Origin of the sequence: Clostridium swellfunianum, assembly GCF_023656515.1 — a bacterium.
In the GTDB taxonomy this organism is placed as follows: Bacteria; Bacillota; Clostridia; order Clostridiales; family Clostridiaceae; genus Clostridium_AT; species Clostridium_AT swellfunianum.
Genome location: NZ_JAMOFV010000006.1, coordinates 3,590,670 through 3,608,817, shown reverse-complemented (window position 1 = coordinate 3,608,817; position 18,148 = coordinate 3,590,670). Strand labels below are relative to the sequence as shown.

The window sequence follows — 18,148 nt, the reverse complement described above, 5'->3', positions numbered from 1 at the left end:
ACTCCAATCTGTTTATTGTGACATCGATGTCACATGTCTTATAAAAAAAAATATATTCTATAAGATTATCATGAACATTGATATCCAATATTAATATATTTCCTATATGGCATCGATGTCATATTATGCATAAAATAAAATCCAGCTATTAATACATCATTATTATTTACTGAATTATGTAGTTATATATGCTATAACTATGTGACATCGGTTTCATATATTTATTATATTACGAACTAATATAAAAGTCAAATAATTTATCGGACAAACCATGACTTTTTTTATCATTAAATAACTTTTTAATTAAGCTTATTATACCAATAATGTTTTAGTGGTTGTAACGCCTTGGATTCCCTTAAATGTTTTTATAATATCAATATATATTTAAAACAAAGCGTTGTTTTTAACAGCCGTGCGCTCATTCTCTCGCAGCATAAAAAGTTAACTTTTTAAAAATTTATAAATATAACAAGTTAACTTTTTACTCTGCGAGGGATATGCAATGACTTTACACTTATTTTTTCAATAGAAAAATCATGCTAATTTTGAAATATTACCACGCTGTTTTATATATCAGTATATAATGATTGATGAATGATATAATAATGTTTTAAATCAAGAGAATTCAAAATTATCTATAATAGATTATTACTTTTTTGCTGCTGACACAATAAGCATCATCGGTCTGCGTATTTCATCCAACATTCCAGGAACTGTATGCAGCAAATTTTCTTCTGGCTTTGGTTCAACAACTCCTGTTATTTCAAATCCTGCTTTTATAAGGTTGTTCACGTAGGTTGTCAGAGTTCTATGATATTTTATGACTTCTTCCCCTAAAAAATTTGCCTTACGAACACCTTCCGTAAAATAATGGTCAACTGGCCAATGTAAGATATTACCTTTGTCATCATAGTGCCAATCCTGCGGTCCTTGTGCAGTAAAAATTGGATGTTCCACAGAGAAAACAAATTCTCCACCCTTTGAAATCCACTTGCTAATTTTGCTTAAAACATGCTCAAATGATTGAATGTAGTGAAGAGCCAATGAACTGATAATAACATCAAAGGAATTGTCAGTAAAATCAAGATCCTCTATGGGCATACATATATACTGTATATTTTCTGATTTTGTTTTGTTCCTTGCTTCCTTTAACATCTTTGATGAAATATCTACTCCAACGGCTAGCTCTGCACCATTTTCTATAGCAAATCTGCAATGCCATCCAAAACCACAGCCTAAGTCTAATACTCTTTTACCTGCAAAGTTTGGCAGCATTTTTTTTAGTTCGTTCCACTCTCCAGCACCTTCAAGTCCATTTTTTGAACGATTCATATTACTGTACTTATCAAAAAAGGTTTTGTCATCATATTTGTTTTGTTTCATTGCCATTACCTCCATTCTTACTATATTGTATTGTCTCCATAAAGTTCATTCAAGATAATAGATGCTTCTGTATCGTTTTATAGAAATAGGGTTGCCAATCGGCAACCCTATAAATCATTTTTTATAAATTATTTGCTTTATTGAATGGATAGAAAGACAATATTCATCTGCTAAATCTATCATCTTGCAGCCTTGTTTGTACTTATCTATAATTTCACTATTTCTATGAGATAAAATATTACGAATTCCAGACTTTTCTCCCCACTTTTTACAACACGATTGTTGTGCAGGTATATATAGATATTCTCCTTGAACATATTGCTGTATTTCACGAAGTAGATGTTCAGGTAATACATTGCTCGCATTTTTATATTTCATACTGGCTTCACTCCTAAATATTAAAATAGTTAGGATACAAAGTCGTATGTATAGAACATTTATTAGTGGCTTAGCACTCCATACAAAGAGCCACTACAAACACATACTGACTTTGTATGGAGTAAATCAATCTTTTGACCTATAATCATTTTTGACCTCCTATATAAGTAAGATAATAATATTTAATTAGTGTTTTCTAACAAATACTCACCATCATTATAACTTGTATTCCAGCATAACTCCAATATCCTCAAATTAATAAGCTTTAATTTATAAATATCTGTTCTTTCAATGCTTGTTTGTCAGGGGCTAGTGAATTTTTAGTTTTAATCTTAATAACTCATGAACTCTTTATTAAACATTGGTATAATGCAGATAATTATCATGATTACTCCAATAGCTATAAAAGTATATTGTACATTGAGACTTTCGCCTATTATACCCGATGCCGCAAAACCTAATGGCATTCCTATTAACCCAATTGTCTGACTGGTTGAAGTAACTCTTCCCATTTTTTCCTTTGGGGTATAAGCCTGTATCACAGACATACCTGTAGCAGTAATAAGCGGCAGGCAAACTCCCATAAAAGTACTGAAAACAACGGCAAGAAGCATATTACTAACAAGTCCAAGAGCTAAAATATTCGAAGCAAACACTAAGAAACCTGTAATTATCACTGTACTTTTTTTGAATTTATGCGCAATCTGCCCCACAAGAAGCGAGCCTAGTACTGTACCTACCATTATTCCTATTCCCATGCTGCTGTAGCCTTTCTCTCCAGAATTTAAAATTTTATCGGAGTATATGGGCATAAGCACGTTAAATGGAGCAAGTAAAATATTTATGGCTGAGCCAAGTATCATATTAATAAAAATCATTAAGTTTGATCTAATTACAGTCAACCCCTCAAATAATTCTTTGAAAAACTTCGGAATATCCAACTTATCACTGCTGCTTACTACCTTTTCAATATTAGCTATTGCAGCAGTAAAAGCAGATATTAAGAAAGTTGATGCATCAATTAAAATAGCTATTCCTACGCCCCATAATCCAATAACAGCAGCCGCAATACCCATGCCTAATATTTCAGCGATTGCTCTTGAGGCTTGCCCTAAGGAATTTGCTGGTAAATAGTGTTCCTTCTTTACTAACACCTGCATTGCACTTGAACGAGCTGGTGAGGAAAAAACCTCACATATCGAATTAAAAAATGAAAAAGCAAAAAGCAGCCATACTTGTAAGTTATCAGTTATAAATAATACAGCAATACCTGCGGTGGACACTCCTCGAAGTAAATCCATAATTACCATAACCTTTTTTTTGTCCATACGATCTACAAAAACCCCCGCCGCCATTCCAAAGAGAGAAGGCATTGCACTAACTGCCATTACTGACCCCATTAAAAGCGTTGACCCGGTAAGCTTATACATAAGCCACATAAAGGCAATGCCATCAAGTGCATCCCCAAACCTGGATATGGTTTGCCCCAACCATACCTTAAGAAAATCGGGATAATTTTTTAAAACTCTAAAGCCATTCTTCTTTTCAACATCAACACTGATTTCCATCCCCCACATCCCCTTCAATAATTACTTGCGGAATAATGCATATCCAAACATATATGGCTTAGTATTTTCTCTAACATTCTTATCTTTCATAAATTCAGCAATAAGTTCTCCAAGCTTTTCAGCCTCTTCATCAGTCAAATAAGTCATTCCATAATTTAACTGTCTCATACCATCATTATTCTTTTGATTCATTGCTTCAGTAAAATCCTCATGCATGGTTAATATAATGTTTTCACTAACCTGCTTGTATTCAGGTTCATCTTGTATGCCTATATCCTTTTTAATCTTAAATACTTCAGCTGTAGGAAGATAATATTTCTCCATTATCCCCCCTTTTTCTTTTGTTTCAACAATTTCCAGTATTCCTATCCTTTCCAATTCTTTTACATGATAGTGAACCTTTGAGGGTACTTCATTAAGTTTTACTGACATTTGCTTAACTGTTAGGGCATCACTGTCACGATTGAATAAAACTAATATTTTAAATCTAAAGGGATCAGATATAACTTTTATTTCTTCTAAAGTACTCAAGATTTTTTCTTTTTTCATAATTCACCTCGGTTTATTTTTATCAATAAAATTTATTTTATCGAACAGTATATTTTTATTATAATAGTTTAGATTACAATTGTAAATATTTTTTTGAAATTTTCTTACTAATTACTATAAGGATAGGAAATTAAACATATGGGAAATAATAACTTTAAGCATAATTAAGTTCGGAGTGAAAAGTATGAAAAAAACAGTATTAATTATAGGTTCAGGAATAGGCGGTTTGTCTACAGCTGTAAGATTACTTAGCAAAGGCTATGATGTGAAAATTTATGAAAAAGAAAAAACTATAGGCGGCAGAACAAATCAATTAGTCCACCGCCCATTCACTTTTGATTTAACTGCTTCAATTTTAATGAATCGAGATATCTATGAAGAAGTTTTTTGTGATGCTAACCTAGATTATAAGAATTATATAGAATTTATCAAAGTTGATCCAATATATCGCAGCTTTTATTCGGACGGAACTTTTTATGATTTTACTAGAGATTTAGTGTCCTTAATAAAAAACCTAGAGTCTATTTCAACAGAGGCTGCTATCGGGTATATGAAATTTTTGTCAGAGGTATATGAAAGGTATACCATTGCTAACGATCACTTTTTACAGCATTCCTTTGAAAGGCCTCTAGACTTTTTTAAGATTTCATCCATAGTAAATGCACTAAAAACTAAAGCGTTTTCTACCTCCCACCAATTAATTTCAGAATATGTTAAGGATGAGAAGCTGCAAAAGTTTTTGTACTATCAATCATTATATGTTGGAATATCTCCCTATGAAGGACCAAGTATTTATACACTAGTTCCTGTAGTATCTCAGCTATATGGTCTTTGGCATTTAAAGGGCGGAATGTACTCCTATGTGAAAGCTTTGGAAAAGGTTATTTATCAGCTAGGAGGAGTAATTGAAACAAATTATGCAGTAGATGAAATTATAATTTCTGGCCACAAAGCTGTTGGTATAAAATCTAAAGAAAAGGCAGATGTTTTTGGTGATATAGTTATAAGCAATGCAGACTTTCCTTATACTATGGATACTTTAATAAAAAGCGATATTCAAAAAGGAAAATATACAGCTAGCAAGTTAGACGACCTAAAATACACCTGCTCCACCTTTATTATTTATTTAGGTTTAAGAAAAAAATATCCTCAGCTTTCTGTACATAATCTATACTTGAATGAGGACTTTAAAGAAAATATTGATGATGCTTTTACTGGTCATTTACCTACGAATCCTTCCTTCTATATCTATTGCCCTACTAAAGTGGACGACAGCATGGCAGAAAATGATGGTGAATGTATAAGCATAGTAGTTAGGGTTCCAAATTTATTTTTCAGAAATATAACTTGGAATGAAGATACAGTGAAGTTTATGAGAAACAAAACTATATCAGCCCTTAAGAACATTCCAGGTTTAGAAGACATTGAGGAAAATATTGCTTACGAAAACTACCTCACGCCTCAGAATTTAAAGGATAGCTTTAACTCTTATGGAGGCACTGCCTTTGGATTAAGTCCAACCTTAACCCAAACCAATTACTTTCGCCCTCACTTGAAATCAGACAATGTGAAAAATCTATATTTTGTGGGTAGTTCTGTTCATCCTGGACCTGGTGTTTCAATTGTGCTGCTTTCAAGCAAGCTTGTGGTTCAGGAAATATTGAAGGATGATTCCTTATAAGATTGTTAATAAAAAAGTGAAGAGCACTGTCAATCCGATTTTACTAGTATCATTTAGACTATTGGCTTTGCCAATAATCCCCACTGTTGATGTTGCTTTAAAAAATTGTATCTGCTATCATATAATTTATAACAAAAATACAAGAATATATTATGAAAATGAGGGAAGACAATGAATTCAGATAACAGCACTTTGGATGTGAATGTGCCCAAACATCAAAGGCGGCCTCGATATAAAGGCACTCACCCTAAGAATTATAAAGAAAAATACAAGGAACTGAATCCGGAAAAATATGCCGATGATATTGCTAAGATTATTCAAAAGGGTAATACCCCTGCAGGCATGCATATTTCCATTTGTGTAAAAGAAATATTGGACTTTCTACAAATTAGACCTGGCCAAACCGGTTTAGATGCAACACTAGGTTATGGCGGTCATACTTTAGAAATGCTTAAATGTTTAGATTCCAAAGGACGCTTGTATGCACTGGATGTAGATCCTATTGAATTGCCGCGAACCAAAGAACGTTTAGAACGGTTTGGTTATGGTCCTGAAATTTTAGAGATTAAGCAAATGAATTTTTCTAAAATAGATGAAGTCACCTCCGAACCTGAATCCATTAATTTTGTGTTGGCAGATTTAGGTGTTTCTTCTATGCAAATAGACAATCCTGAAAGAGGATTTACCTTTAAGGCTGAAGGTCCATTGGACTTAAGACTTAATCCGAATATGGGTATCTCTGCAGCGGAGCTTTTAAAAGACATGACACTATTTGAAATAGAAGATATGCTCATAGACAACGCTGACGAGCCTCATGCAGCGGTAATCGCTCGTGCTATTTTGTCCAGCATAAAAAAAGGAATTGATATAACCACAACAACACAGCTCAGAAACATAATTAAAGATGCTCTGAAATATGTGCCAAGAATCAAAGAGGAAGATGTTAAAAAATCCTGTCAGCGAACCTTTCAAGCCTTGCGAATTAATGTAAATAAAGAGTTTGAAGTGCTAGATGAGTTTTTAGAGAAGCTTCCTAGTGTTCTTGCTAAGGGTGGCCGTGTTGCCATACTTACCTTCCACTCTGGAGAAGATCGTCGAGTTAAAAAGTCTTTCCAACACTTCTTCCGTGAAGGCATTTATTCTGAAATAGCACCAGAACCTATTCGTCCATCAGCAGAAGAATGCCATGTAAATAGTCGTGCACGTTCTGCTAAATTGCGTTGGGCGATTAAAGCATAAGGTATAATATGGTATACTATATATAATTACATAAATGGGGGGAAATATTATGTCAATAAGTAGCCAAAGAGAATTCGAACTTTTGAAAAAGATTGGTTTTGTAAGAACCAGCGGTTCACAAGAAGAGCTGAAAGCAGCAAATATTCTTCTACAAGAAATATCTTCTATAGGTTGTGAGGGGCACTTAGAAGATTTTAAAGTTCCTACTTCTAACATAAAAAAAGTTTCACTAAAGGTAGTTGAGCCTTATGAAAAAGAATATGAAGTCACACCTTACAATTGCTCAATTAGCACACCTGAAGGTGGAATAACTACAGACTTTGTATACATAGAAGATGGATTAGATGCAAACTTAGTTGACCTTAAAGGAAAATTTGTACTTATAAACATGGGTCCAAACCCTAAGCTTTACAAAAAACTTATGAAAGCTGGCATAGCCGGTTACATTACCATGAGTGGTACTGCTAGAGATGAGGAAGATAAAACTGATATTACTATAGCTAGAATGCGTGAAAAGAATACTCAATATGGCAAGGTAACTGCTTTAAATATCCGTATGAAAGATGGCTTCCACATGGTTCAGAACAAAGCTTCTAAGGTTAAAGTAGAATTAATTACTGAGGATATAGAACTTACTTCTCATAATGTAGTGGTAACCTTAGAAGGTACTAAGTATCCTGATGAAATAATATCCTTTGGTGCTCACTATGACAGTGTTCCTTTCAGTACAGGGGTATACGACAACGGTGCCGGTTCTGTTATAATAATGGAACTTCTTAAACATTTTAAAGAAAATCCACCAATGAGAACTTTAAAGTTCGTATGGTACGGCTCTGAGGAGGTTGGACTTCTTGGAAGTAAAGCTTACTTAAAAGCTCATGAAGAAGAACTTAAAAAGCATCTTCTGATGATTAATGTGGATGTGGCGGGCTCTATTCTTGGAAGAGAGATGGCTTTAGTCACTGCTGAGCAAAGCTTGATTGATTATATTGATCACATGGCTAAAATTAAAGGTTATCCACTTAAGGTAGAACAAAGCATTTACTCCAGTGATTCCACAGCCTTTGCTGATGCAGGTATTCCATCCCTTACCTTCTGTCGTTTTGCACCTCAAGGGGGAGCCTTTATCCACACAAGGCACGATGTTATGGACTTCTTAAGTGCTGAGGCTTTAGAAAAAACCACTATAATAACTAAAGATTTCAGTGAATCAGTGGTAAACTCAGTGGTATTCCCAATTGAAAGAAAGATTCCAGAAAACATGAAAAAGAAGTTAGATGAATACTTTGGTAAAGACACTGAAAAAGAGGACTCATCTGAAAAGAAATAATGTTAGAAAGGCTTACATCAAAGGATGTAAGCCTTTCTAACATTATTGTGTGGGTAACACCTACACTCCTAAAATAACTAATTATTTATAAAGTCAATAATCAACTTATTAACCATCTCTGGATTATCTTGATTTGAGTTATGCCCAGCATTGTCAATAAAATAGAATGTACAATTACTATCACCTTTTGCCCACGCCTCAGCAATTTTTTTTATGTTGCCAGTTTTATCATCTGAACCACAAAGCAATAGCATGGGTCTTTTAAACTTAAATTCCGGATCATAGTGAAGACACCCAATTAAATCTGTCATAATATCAATAAAGGTTTTTTTATCTATCCTTTCAAAACAATCCCTAACGTATTTCCTTACACTAGCTTTGTTTCCACAAGCATTGGCACTCTGTTTTATAAGCAGCTTCCATGGATAGCAATTAAATATAAACTTAGTACATTTCAATGAACACTTCTCCATAGATGTGAGTTTACCTGTGTTTTTAGTACAATCAATCAGCACTGATTTCTCTACTAGTTCTGGATAATAATACGATATTTCCTGAACTAGATTGCCTCCCATTGACTGTCCTATAAGAACTGCTTTATCAATATTATAAATTTCATATAATTTTTTGCAGTCGCTAATCATATCTTTAAACTGAAATTTTTTCCCTTGCTCCAATTTAGACAAACCGTGTCCTCGAGAATCCCAAGCAACTAAATTGTAGGTATCATCAAAAGCCTTAAATTGCTCATTGAACATTTCATGATCAACACCTGCTCCATGAAAAAATAGTACCCATTTATTTGTTGTTCCCTTTCTATACCAGTAATGAATCTCACAATTCAAATTTTCAAATACCAAATGTCTGGCTTTATCCTCCATAATAAACTCCCCCTTATAATTTAATCAAGAATTCTTCCTTGTAATAATATTTTTTCAAAGAATCCATCATACTCTTAAACTCACATATCTTCTCCTGCATTTTAGAAATATCCAAATCTTCCAGTCCACGCATACACCCCTCTGCCACAGAAAGAACTATATCAAGCAGTATCTTTACATCACTTGGATTCTTAAACTTATCATAATCGATAATATTTAACATCTCCTCTTCACCGATTTGCAGCAATATTTTTTTCCTTTTATCTATCTCAGGCTTTATTTCTTCAAGGCTTTCATAATAAGCTCTTGTGATAAACTTATACAAATATGGATAGTCATGAATCATTTTCATTCTACGTTCCACAGTTTTATTGATTAGTTGAAAAAAATCATTCATTTGCTTATTAATACCCTCTTCCTTCTGTTCATCAAGAAAGTCAATAGCGGTATTAAATAAAAACAAGTAGTATTCCTTTTTATCTTTAAAATAATAAAACAGTAATGACTTGGAGATATCAGCTTCACTAGCTATTGCACTCATTGAAGCTTTCTTATAGGGATATAACGCAAACAGCTTGTATCCGGAATTGAGCAAATTCCTTTGTTTATCTAATGGTAACTGAAAATATGCTTGATTCATAGTATTCTCCTTTATAGACCAAAACGGTCAGTAGATTAATCTTATTTTAAATCTACTGACCGTTTTTTAGAAGACCTTAAATTTAATATTACATAACTTTATATCTATCTTTAAATACTTGCTGCTTATTTATTAAAAGAGCACCATTACTTATGATATGGTTCTCAGTATCACAAATAACTGAGGTCTTTCCATCTTATTACCTTATACATGCTAGATAATTATGATATAATTCTAAAGTATTATTTATCAAATTCTTAGTGGGTGGCTATGGTCAGGAAGTTAATACAAAAAAGAAGCACCCATCCCTTAAAAATTAGCGCTTCATTCCGGAATACTAGGCTTTTCTACTCTGTCCACCATTGAAGTATAAGGTTTCAAATCTAAAATATTACTATCATTCATTACATCAATATAAGTAATATAATCTATCCCTTTTTCATAATCCATATGTGTTACTTGAGTAATAGACAACGCTATCAGATTAAATCTTTCAGGTGATCTAGTTGAAAAACCCCCAACAATAAACTGCTTATTCTTTACGGATTTATTTCGCTGTTTTATTGATAAAATCAATTTCATACTGATGCTCACCGTATTTTTTTTCGTTGTCAGTAATCGTACCCTTTGTGAGGGAGATACGCAGAACGATTGAGTTCGGATTGTCTTCATCTCCAACTTCATCGAACCAATCGAAAACTTTTTTAAATTTAGCTCTGATTTCTGCATTCTTCTCGTCCTTGACCCAGCCTAGATTTTCAGCCGTGCCATGGAAGGCATACCAATCTAACCCAGCTATGGATACCTCGTTATTCTTCTCAATTTGCAGCATTTTATTTTTTTGGGCGTCTGTAGAAACATAAAATATGCCGTCTTCATAATAAGCGCAAACCATACGAACAGCAGGACGAGGATTACCTGCAGCATTAGAGGATAGTGATATTGTCGCAAGGGCAATAACTTCCTCTTTGCCATTTCCGCAGCGTTCCTCCATAAGTTTCATAGCATTTTCGTATTTGCTCATTTTAATTCTCCTTTAAATTTAATTATTTTATGCCGGATTTATGGTCAGACCACTTTAAAAGTGATCCAAGATCTACAATTCTAACTTTAGCCACAAAGCGGGACGAACACCGCCTGTACATTTCCCATCGCTGATGTTGCCTTTCAATATATTATTGCCTTGGATGCCTATATTACCGTCAGTCCCGAAGATGTACACTGCTTTTACATTAACGCGGCCAGGCGACCTAAGCCACCACCACCAAGCCCATTCTTTACCCTGAAGTCTTGCTAGTCGCTTACCGTTGTTTTCATCTTTTCTTTCAAACCAATATCTTTGATTCTTTCCTGGGTTATACAGTTTTGAAAGGCTATCACCAAAATATTTGCATACTTCCTCAAGGCTTAATAAAAATATACTGTCTTGCGTATCTGCTCCGCCCTTTGAACCATACCACTGATTATCAAGATTTTTATTTATTACCGGAATTATCCTTGATTTATCATTTGCGTTGAATTTATCATAGAATTCACCATTAAGATATTTTCTTAAAGCACAGTCAGCCCATGTTATATCTATATAAGCATCATGGTAAGGGCGTTGTTCTATAATATCTTCGGTTATAATCAAAGCCGTATTGTTTTGTATGTCAAGTACACGCCAATTATAACCTCCGAAGGATAATGATGAGTCGATTTTAATATCTTCCATTTAAGCACCTCTTCCTTTGTAATAGGTAGTCTGCCTTACCCATGGAGCTTATTCTTGAACCTTCTCCTTAATCGGAAACAATAAATCAAGCTGTAAATCTTCCATTTTACTGCCTTTTCGTATAAAATTATAAAAATTCAACGTTTCTTCAAAGCCTTGTCCAGCAACCGTTTCCGGCGATATCCAACGTGGGAAATCCAAGTCATTATCATATTTATCGCTTGCGTTAACCCATTCTCTTAATAAACGCCAGTCCTGGAAGTTCCACGTCCTAAGCACATTTGCGGCACATATACAATCCGCACATCATTGTCTTCTAGTTTGTTTAAATTTTCATTTTCCTTGTTTAAATCTTCCATGGATATTTTCTCCTTGATTTTATTTTCGGAAAATGAAAGAGTGTTAGCAATGGCAAGCATGGTTTTGTCGATTAATTTCTATTTTCTATGAAATGATTAATAATCATTGTATATAATTATATCTAATGCACATCATTTGGTAAATCATTCAAATAGAAGAATTTCTCAACAAAAATTAATATCAAAATCTAAAACTATTCCTCTACCCTTGTAAGTATCTATTTTCAGTTATAATATAAAAGTAGGTAGGATCTCTACCTTTTTGCTGTCTTTCAATAATGTTATAATCAATGATAGATTTAATTACTTCCTACATGACAAGGAGATTTAAAATGAACGATAACCATACTAATGATAAAAAAACTATAGCCCAATATAAAAAATGGCACCAGCTAAAGCAGAAACAACAAATCATTGTCTCAACCTTGCTTAGAGACTCATATATTATGTTTGTTCTTGAAAACAAAAGAAAGCCAAGTAAAGCATTATTATATTATAGTGAATCTATTATACTACTGGTGTCTTCGCTAAGCTTTTTCTTAACGCTATTCACACTCTCAGCTACCTTCAACATTCGCGCCCTCTTTCTCTCGCAGTATAAAAACTTAACTTTTTACTCTGTGAGAGCTTTGAGCGCAAGATTATATCTTCTTATCCTTTAGCTTATTTCCACTGACTTACTAAAAGAATCTAAGTACAGCTAAGTATATTAGTGCTGCAATAACTGTAATGATTCCACTGTCAGTAGATTTAGCCACTAAAGCTATTATAGAACAAGTTCCAATAATTTTGAAAATAAGGTTCTTCAATGAAACTAATATATCCTTAAAGGTTAATTTCATTTCATCAATTTTGTTCTGCTCTCTAAGTATACCATATATTTTCTTTAATCTTCTTCTAAGCCTTAACTTCATAGGATGCTTTTTCAAAGCTGGTCTTAAATTTTCGGCAGCCTCAAGCAGGCATTTTCTTGCTTCAATATCATTAGGATCAATTTTTATACTTCTTAGAAATACTTTGCTAGCTGCTTTCCACCTGGATAAGTTAAGGTAGCATTTACCCAATAAAGTACGCCATTCTATATTTTTAGAAGTTTGTGCCTTACGCTTTAAGCAGATATCAAGAGCTTGTATATATTTCTTATTGTTGAACAATATTTCTACCTGATAAAAGTATATATACTCATCTTTACGATTCAATTTAGCTGCTTTTTTAAAGGCAGACAAAGCTTTATGTATCTTCTTTAACCTTAGAAAATATTCACCCTTCATGCACAATAAGTCAGGGTCTTTATCAAATATCTCATAGGCAAGGGAGATACTCTCTTTTGCTCTATTCAAGTCGTTGTCAAGCAGTGCAATATACGCTTCCTCGCTATGATACATATACTTGTCATAGTCAACTTCCTTATTCTTATCAAAGTAACTATACCTAGGACCTCTTTGGCTGCTTATTTTCAAAAGCAGATATCTAACAAAGCTTTTATTGTAATAAGTATTTAAGTATTCAACCTGTTCATCCCATCTGAAGATTTCATTTAGAAGTATCCATATGTTTCTTGGCAGTAAATAGTTTTTCATCAAAAACTGAAGCATGCTATTATTGATTAGTTCCTTGCAATCAAATCTCCACATAATCTCATCATTTAGGAGCTCCCGCCACTTCTTTTCCTCCAAACGATTAGAGAAGTCCTTATATATATTAGCTGCTTTTTCAAAAAATTCCTTAACAAGCTGCTCCCTGGTCTCAGTTGTATCAATAACTTCCTCAACTATATTTACAGGAGGAGGAGTATAGAATTCGTCCTCCTCAGGGGTATTGTAGATTTCCTCTGTAAATACCTGTTTCGTCTTATATTCTTCTACGGGCTCATTTCTTACTTCTACTTGCTCAGTGAATTCTGGTTCTTTATTTTGATTATTCTTTGCAAATTTTAAAGCTCTGTCATAGGCTTCCCTGAGCATCTGAAAGCCTTGTGGATTATCTTCTGGATGATACACTTTTAATTTTTTTGCATAGGCTCTCTTTATAGCTGATACTTCCGCAGTAGCTTCAATGCCGAGAATTTCCCAGGTTTCCATTAATAATCAAACCACCCTTCAATTTGCTCCAGCTGCTCTTTCAGCTCACTAGCAGCTATTTTAATGTCTCTCTCGTTTTGGCGGGAGAGAACACTTTCAAACCTCTGCAGCAAATTGCCTATGTATTCACGTTTTTCGCCCAAAGACTCCTCATAAAGACGCTCTCCTTTTGCAATGAGTAATCTGTTTTCCATTTTATCTCTAGGATGAATTTTAATATCTTTTAGGGCTTTTAATCTCTCTTCTATTTCTTTTGGTGTCATGCTTCCCTGATTTTTCTCAATTACAACCCTACTCTTCTCTCCCGTACTTATTGTTTGAACCTCTACTTCCAATATGCCGTTTATATCGTAGGTGTATCGTACGTCGATGAGCTCTTTTCCAGCCTCTGCAGGCGGAACCTTTATATTCATTTCTCCAAGTTTTACATTTCCTTCGACACGGCGATTTTCACCCTGATAAACTTCAATATGTATGTTTGTCTGATTATCTCTTATAGTTGTAAGACGTTCTACTCTGCTTACTGGTATTGGCGTGTTGCGCTCTATTATTGGTAGAAAAAATCCACTCTCATAATTTTCATGATCCACTTGTTTTGCCACACCGGTTCCAAGGGTGTATGGGCATACATCTGTAAGTATAATCTCATTTAACATTTGGTTTCTCTCTTTTAAAGCAACCTGTATGGCTGCTCCTAAGGCAACTGCTTCATCTGGATTAATATTTGAAAAAGGCAATTTGCCAAACATTCTGCTCACCACAGATTTTATCACAGGCATACGTGTGGCACCGCCAATGAGAATTACTGCATCCATATCACTAGGCCTTAAGTCTGCATCTCTTAGACTTCTCTCTATTGGATGACGTAATCTTAGTAAAAGCTGGCTTGCCAGTTTTTCAAAATCAGCTTTATCTATGGTTTTTTCATAGTTTGTCCCCTTTAGGGTAAAGCTCATTTTGCCGCAATTGCTCTCACCAATTGCACGTTTGCACATTTCTGCTTGTTTATAAAGAAAGGATTTTTCCTTGGAATCAAGTGATTGTATATCAATTTTCTCACTATCTACGAAATATGAAACAAGAAGGTTTGTAAAGTCTTCTCCCCCAAGAAAATTATCTCCCGCTATAGACCTTACTTCCATTATTCCTTCAAATAATTCAAGAATGGATACGTCAAAAGTTCCTCCACCTAGATCAAAAACTATAAACTTAGTTTCTGAGTTTTCCTGATGAAGTCCATAGGCAATTGCTGCAGCAGTAGGCTCGCTTATTAAGCGTTCCACCTTCAGCCCTGCAAGCTCAGCAGCACGTTTTGTGGCTTTTCTTTGCGCATCATTAAAGTAGGCAGGTACACTAATAACTGCCTCTTCTACTTCTTGTCCAAAAAATGCTTCTGCATCTGCTTTCAAGGACTTCAATACAAAAGATGATAACTCTTCTGCAGAAAAAGTATGCTTGCCTAATTTATACTGTTTTTCTGTTCCTATGTACCTCTTAAAGGTGGATGCTGTTAAGTTAGGATGAGTGATAAGGCGTTCCTTTGCTACTTCACCTACTAAAATTTCATTATTTTTATCAATGCTCACCACGGATGGTGTCAAATTTGAACCTAAAGCATTTGGTATTATAGCTGGTCCATTTTCAGTCCAGTAGGCAACAATGCTGTTTGTTGTTCCCAAATCTATGCCTATTGTTGGCATTGAAGTTCCCCCTCCCATAATTTAAAGTCAATCTTTATTTATGTAGCATGTCCTATAGATTTTTGATTAAAAATTATATTTACTTTATTCTAGCACATTAATTTCCCACAATTTAGAGAATAATGTCGATTACTGAATAAAATAATCATTTTTTCTGAAATAGGGAGTGAACTCCAATACTAATTTATAAATTTCAACTCAAGCTATGACTTTATTTTTTAATAACAAAATAAAAGGACTAACCCCTTGTACCAAAGGTTTAGTCCTTAAATTACGCTCGTATAGTAGTAAAACTTTTTAAAAAGCTTATTTCCGGCAGTTATTTTTTAACAATTGGTATTTGCAATTCTGTAAGCCAATCATTTTCGCTATCTTTATTCCAAATGCCGTCAATATAGCTTTCACGAGGATTATCAGCAACTGCATAACCATTCTCTTCAATCCACCTAAAAGCATAGGCATATGCTTGAGAAAGCCCAGTATATGGTCCCTTATGCATTACAGAAACAGCGGTTGCTTTTTCTATCTTCTTAAATATGATGTCGCTAAAGCTCTCTCTCATCTTATCCACAGCTTCACAATACTCTATATTGATGTCTTTTTCCTTATACTCACCATCTAGGTAGCTGATGAAGCAGTATTCAGGTACTGCACACTTTAAATCCGGATACTTAGTTTTAACTTGTACCCCAATTTCAGGTATAATCTGAAAATATGCATCATAGCTTGGTACTGTTATCTTTTTAGAATAAACGATACATTCTGGCATTTCTTTAATGATTGCTTGATAATTCATAAAACCCAACTCCTCTTTTCCTGATAGAATAAACTCAATTCTGGAAAGTTGTTCTGAAGCATTAGCAATTTCCATTTCTAACTCTTTTTTTCGTTTTTTCAGTATGGCTTCAGCACTATGTCCGTTATTGATAAGCTTAATCTCTTCAATGGATAAGCTAAGCTGTCGAAGTGCTTGGATGTAGTGAAGCCTAACAAGCTGATCTGTTGTGTAAAACCTATAGCCTGTAAAATTATCTACAGCCTCAGGCTTTAAAAGCCCCACTTCATCATAGTATCGAAGCGCCTTTATTGTGGTTTTACTCATCTTTGAAAACTCACCAATGCGATACATAAAAATCACTCCCTTCCTGATGTTTTTATTCTATACCCTCCTGTAACTGGAGAGTAAAGAGGTTATTCTAATATTATAATTTATTTTCCGAATCCTAACTCATTTCCATCCAGGTCTTTAATTGTAAACTTACGTGTTCCCCAAGGTGTATCAAATATAGGCTCCACAATTTCTACTTTATCCTTAAGCTTTTCCCATAGCTCATCGACGTTATCAATTCCAAAATTAAGTCTGCCATGAGATTTTTCACTCTTTACCTCCATAATTGCAAACTTTGCCCCTTCCTCTAATACAAAATCATAGTAAGTAGGGTTTTCAAGCGGCCACCCGCCATCATTTTCAAAACCTAATACTTCTTCGTACCATTTTAATGCCTTTTTAATATCAGAAACATTTACCCTTACATGATTAAGTTTAGTTTTCATATATAGCCCCCTCTTAATTAAAATTATCTTTATTCTTGCACGGTAAATCTACTTTCGTTTAAAACTAAATTTACAAGCTCATCTAAATTAGTATTATTATTTTCAAGTATATATCTTTCTGGGATTATATCTGAATTAAAATCCTCTACAATTTGCCTAATTCTTTCTTCTCCAACATATGCTACTCCACTCCGCTGTCTATCTCTTTCAATAATAGTTTCAATACTGCTGCTTACAACAACTACCTTAATATTAATTTTAGAACTCTTTATGCGGTCAACAATGGAAAATATCTGTTGTTTAGAAAAAACATAATCGACAACCACGTTGATATTCTGTTTGGTAAAATTCTTAATTAGAGCTACAATATTGTCCCATAAAATGTTTAGAAAAAATTTATCATGATCATCACAAGGGTGAACCCATCCTTTTTTCACCATGTTGTATAACATATCTCCCTCAATATGTACACAAATTCCATTCATGCTTTCTGATATCTTTTCAGCCAATGTAGTCTTGCCTGCTCCCGGAGAGCCGCTTATTAAAATAACTGTGGTGTTTGTATTCATAGAAAACACATCCTTTAATATTTTTTACTTTAGTTTGCATTATAAAAAAATTATGAATATCATAACTCCTACTTATTGGGTACAAATATAAGTTTTTTCTGTGGACCTTTACTAATATTTTGCGAATTAAATATGGTGCTGATTTCATACCCTCTCATTGTTCCTTGAATCTCTTTGTCATCAATTTTTTTTAACTCTAATCTTTTCCATCCAATAACTTTATAGCCTAGTCCTCTATATATAGTAGTTCCCCCATCCTTTGCAACTGCCGTTGGCAACACTAATATAGGTCTTTTATCTAAAGCTACTAGCCTTGAGTCAATATTATATGAAATTACAGAAAACACTATGAGAAAAAGAACCCATAGTAATACTTTTTTATACTTTCTCGTATTCAAAACACTTCCCCCAATTCAATACTTTTAATATGCCTTAGCGGCAAACCGTATTTAACCTTTATATTGATTATAAACCATATATTTACACAATGCTATATAAAAAAAGTCCACCTTAGAAGGCGGA

19 protein-coding genes are annotated in these 18,148 nt (G+C 34.0%); 3 read left to right on the top strand and 16 right to left on the bottom strand.

The window, feature by feature from the left end; all coding sequences use genetic code 11:
- Nucleotides 1-648: 648 nt before the first annotated feature.
- The 4 genes from NBE98_RS17000 to NBE98_RS16985 form a co-directional block, all read right to left on the bottom strand.
- Entirely contained in the window at nucleotides 649-1,383 is a 735-nt protein-coding gene (locus NBE98_RS17000) for a class I SAM-dependent methyltransferase (RefSeq protein ID WP_250816206.1), read from the bottom strand.
- Nucleotides 1,384-1,497: 114 nt separating this feature from the next.
- Nucleotides 1,498-1,761 carry a CD3324 family protein gene (locus NBE98_RS16995; RefSeq protein ID WP_250816205.1) on the bottom strand — a complete coding sequence of 88 codons (264 nt, stop codon included), beginning with the start codon at nucleotides 1,759-1,761 and terminating at the stop codon, nucleotides 1,498-1,500.
- Nucleotides 1,762-2,093: 332 nt separating this feature from the next.
- Nucleotides 2,094-3,329 (bottom strand): MFS transporter, encoded by a 1,236-nt coding sequence (locus tag NBE98_RS16990; RefSeq protein ID WP_250816204.1) that lies wholly within the window; start codon nucleotides 3,327-3,329, stop codon nucleotides 2,094-2,096.
- A gap of 21 nt (nucleotides 3,330-3,350) precedes the next feature.
- Nucleotides 3,351-3,878: a helix-turn-helix domain-containing protein gene (locus NBE98_RS16985; RefSeq protein ID WP_250816203.1), complete on the bottom strand. Its 528-nt coding sequence runs from the start codon at nucleotides 3,876-3,878 to the stop codon at nucleotides 3,351-3,353.
- A gap of 184 nt (nucleotides 3,879-4,062) precedes the next feature.
- Here NBE98_RS16985 and NBE98_RS16980 point away from each other — a divergent pair, with 184 nt between their 5' ends.
- The 3 genes from NBE98_RS16980 to NBE98_RS16970 all read left to right on the top strand — a co-directional run bounded on the left by NBE98_RS16980 (nucleotide 4,063) and on the right by NBE98_RS16970 (nucleotide 8,128).
- The gene (locus NBE98_RS16980; protein WP_250816202.1) at nucleotides 4,063-5,559 is read left to right on the top strand and encodes a phytoene desaturase family protein; all 1,497 of its coding nucleotides are present in this window, start codon (nucleotides 4,063-4,065) and stop codon (nucleotides 5,557-5,559) included.
- Between the two features lie 171 nt (nucleotides 5,560-5,730).
- Entirely contained in the window at nucleotides 5,731-6,798 is a 1,068-nt protein-coding gene (rsmH, locus tag NBE98_RS16975; RefSeq protein WP_250816201.1) for a 16S rRNA (cytosine(1402)-N(4))-methyltransferase RsmH, read from the top strand.
- Between the two features lie 49 nt (nucleotides 6,799-6,847).
- Complete coding sequence (locus NBE98_RS16970) at nucleotides 6,848-8,128, top strand: M28 family metallopeptidase (protein WP_250816200.1); 1,281 nt, start codon at nucleotides 6,848-6,850, stop codon at nucleotides 8,126-8,128.
- Between the two features lie 77 nt (nucleotides 8,129-8,205).
- On the opposite strand, the gene NBE98_RS16965 is transcribed toward NBE98_RS16970, so the two are convergent.
- The 12 genes from NBE98_RS16965 to NBE98_RS16910 form a co-directional block, all read right to left on the bottom strand.
- Nucleotides 8,206-9,009 carry an alpha/beta fold hydrolase gene (locus tag NBE98_RS16965; RefSeq protein WP_250816199.1) on the bottom strand — a complete coding sequence of 268 codons (804 nt, stop codon included), beginning with the start codon at nucleotides 9,007-9,009 and terminating at the stop codon, nucleotides 8,206-8,208.
- A gap of 13 nt (nucleotides 9,010-9,022) precedes the next feature.
- Nucleotides 9,023-9,649, bottom strand: a complete 627-nt coding sequence (locus NBE98_RS16960) for a TetR/AcrR family transcriptional regulator (RefSeq protein WP_250816198.1) — start codon at nucleotides 9,647-9,649, stop codon at nucleotides 9,023-9,025.
- Between the two features lie 324 nt (nucleotides 9,650-9,973).
- Complete coding sequence (locus tag NBE98_RS16955; RefSeq protein WP_250816197.1) at nucleotides 9,974-10,231, bottom strand: TrmO family methyltransferase domain-containing protein; 258 nt, start codon at nucleotides 10,229-10,231, stop codon at nucleotides 9,974-9,976.
- A complete protein-coding gene (locus NBE98_RS16950) occupies nucleotides 10,197-10,673 on the bottom strand; it encodes a pyridoxamine 5'-phosphate oxidase family protein (protein WP_250816196.1) in 477 nt (158 codons plus the stop codon). The genes NBE98_RS16955 and NBE98_RS16950 overlap by 35 nt, the downstream gene beginning before the upstream one ends.
- A 72-nt stretch (nucleotides 10,674-10,745) precedes the next feature.
- The gene (locus tag NBE98_RS16945) at nucleotides 10,746-11,363 is read right to left on the bottom strand and encodes a DUF6273 domain-containing protein (RefSeq protein ID WP_250816195.1); all 618 of its coding nucleotides are present in this window, start codon (nucleotides 11,361-11,363) and stop codon (nucleotides 10,746-10,748) included.
- Between the two features lie 48 nt (nucleotides 11,364-11,411).
- Complete coding sequence (locus tag NBE98_RS16940; protein ID WP_250816194.1) at nucleotides 11,412-11,642, bottom strand: hypothetical protein; 231 nt, start codon at nucleotides 11,640-11,642, stop codon at nucleotides 11,412-11,414.
- Between the two features lie 760 nt (nucleotides 11,643-12,402).
- The gene (locus tag NBE98_RS16935; RefSeq protein ID WP_250816193.1) at nucleotides 12,403-13,803 is read right to left on the bottom strand and encodes a J domain-containing protein; all 1,401 of its coding nucleotides are present in this window, start codon (nucleotides 13,801-13,803) and stop codon (nucleotides 12,403-12,405) included.
- Nucleotides 13,803-15,503: a molecular chaperone HscC gene (locus NBE98_RS16930; protein ID WP_250816192.1), complete on the bottom strand. Its 1,701-nt coding sequence runs from the start codon at nucleotides 15,501-15,503 to the stop codon at nucleotides 13,803-13,805. Before NBE98_RS16930 ends, NBE98_RS16935 begins: the two co-directional genes overlap by 1 nt.
- A 319-nt stretch (nucleotides 15,504-15,822) precedes the next feature.
- Nucleotides 15,823-16,632 carry a MerR family transcriptional regulator gene (locus NBE98_RS16925; RefSeq protein WP_250816191.1) on the bottom strand — a complete coding sequence of 270 codons (810 nt, stop codon included), beginning with the start codon at nucleotides 16,630-16,632 and terminating at the stop codon, nucleotides 15,823-15,825.
- Nucleotides 16,633-16,712: 80 nt separating this feature from the next.
- Nucleotides 16,713-17,057 (bottom strand): VOC family protein, encoded by a 345-nt coding sequence (locus tag NBE98_RS16920; protein WP_250816190.1) that lies wholly within the window; start codon nucleotides 17,055-17,057, stop codon nucleotides 16,713-16,715.
- A gap of 29 nt (nucleotides 17,058-17,086) precedes the next feature.
- Nucleotides 17,087-17,626: an AAA family ATPase gene (locus tag NBE98_RS16915; protein WP_250816189.1), complete on the bottom strand. Its 540-nt coding sequence runs from the start codon at nucleotides 17,624-17,626 to the stop codon at nucleotides 17,087-17,089.
- Nucleotides 17,627-17,694: 68 nt separating this feature from the next.
- Nucleotides 17,695-18,024 (bottom strand): hypothetical protein, encoded by a 330-nt coding sequence (locus NBE98_RS16910; RefSeq protein WP_250816188.1) that lies wholly within the window; start codon nucleotides 18,022-18,024, stop codon nucleotides 17,695-17,697.
- Nucleotides 18,025-18,148: the final 124 nt, after the last annotated feature.

Excerpts from the sequence above, each read along its gene's own strand:
- NBE98_RS16995 (WP_250816205.1), bottom strand. The coding sequence starts at position 1,761 with ATGAAATATAAAAATGCGAGCAATGTATTACCTGAACATCTACTTCGT.
- NBE98_RS17000 (WP_250816206.1), bottom strand. The coding sequence starts at position 1,383 with ATGAAACAAAACAAATATGATGACAAAACCTTTTTTGATAAGTACAGT.
- NBE98_RS16915 (WP_250816189.1), bottom strand. The coding sequence starts at position 17,626 with ATGAATACAAACACCACAGTTATTTTAATAAGCGGCTCTCCGGGAGCA.
- NBE98_RS16955 (WP_250816197.1), bottom strand. The coding sequence starts at position 10,231 with ATGAAATTGATTTTATCAATAAAACAGCGAAATAAATCCGTAAAGAAT.
- NBE98_RS16935 (WP_250816193.1), bottom strand. The coding sequence starts at position 13,803 with ATGGAAACCTGGGAAATTCTCGGCATTGAAGCTACTGCGGAAGTATCA.
- NBE98_RS16950 (WP_250816196.1), bottom strand. The coding sequence starts at position 10,673 with ATGAGCAAATACGAAAATGCTATGAAACTTATGGAGGAACGCTGCGGA.
- NBE98_RS16920 (WP_250816190.1), bottom strand. The coding sequence starts at position 17,057 with ATGAAAACTAAACTTAATCATGTAAGGGTAAATGTTTCTGATATTAAA.
- NBE98_RS16945 (WP_250816195.1), bottom strand. The coding sequence starts at position 11,363 with ATGGAAGATATTAAAATCGACTCATCATTATCCTTCGGAGGTTATAAT.
- rsmH (WP_250816201.1), top strand. The coding sequence starts at position 5,731 with ATGAATTCAGATAACAGCACTTTGGATGTGAATGTGCCCAAACATCAA.
- NBE98_RS16980 (WP_250816202.1), top strand. The coding sequence starts at position 4,063 with ATGAAAAAAACAGTATTAATTATAGGTTCAGGAATAGGCGGTTTGTCT.
- NBE98_RS16960 (WP_250816198.1), bottom strand. The coding sequence starts at position 9,649 with ATGAATCAAGCATATTTTCAGTTACCATTAGATAAACAAAGGAATTTG.
- NBE98_RS16965 (WP_250816199.1), bottom strand. The coding sequence starts at position 9,009 with ATGGAGGATAAAGCCAGACATTTGGTATTTGAAAATTTGAATTGTGAG.
- NBE98_RS16985 (WP_250816203.1), bottom strand. The coding sequence starts at position 3,878 with ATGAAAAAAGAAAAAATCTTGAGTACTTTAGAAGAAATAAAAGTTATA.
- NBE98_RS16930 (WP_250816192.1), bottom strand. The coding sequence starts at position 15,503 with ATGCCAACAATAGGCATAGATTTGGGAACAACAAACAGCATTGTTGCC.
- NBE98_RS16970 (WP_250816200.1), top strand. The coding sequence starts at position 6,848 with ATGTCAATAAGTAGCCAAAGAGAATTCGAACTTTTGAAAAAGATTGGT.
- NBE98_RS16925 (WP_250816191.1), bottom strand. The coding sequence starts at position 16,632 with ATGTATCGCATTGGTGAGTTTTCAAAGATGAGTAAAACCACAATAAAG.
- NBE98_RS16990 (WP_250816204.1), bottom strand. The coding sequence starts at position 3,329 with ATGGAAATCAGTGTTGATGTTGAAAAGAAGAATGGCTTTAGAGTTTTA.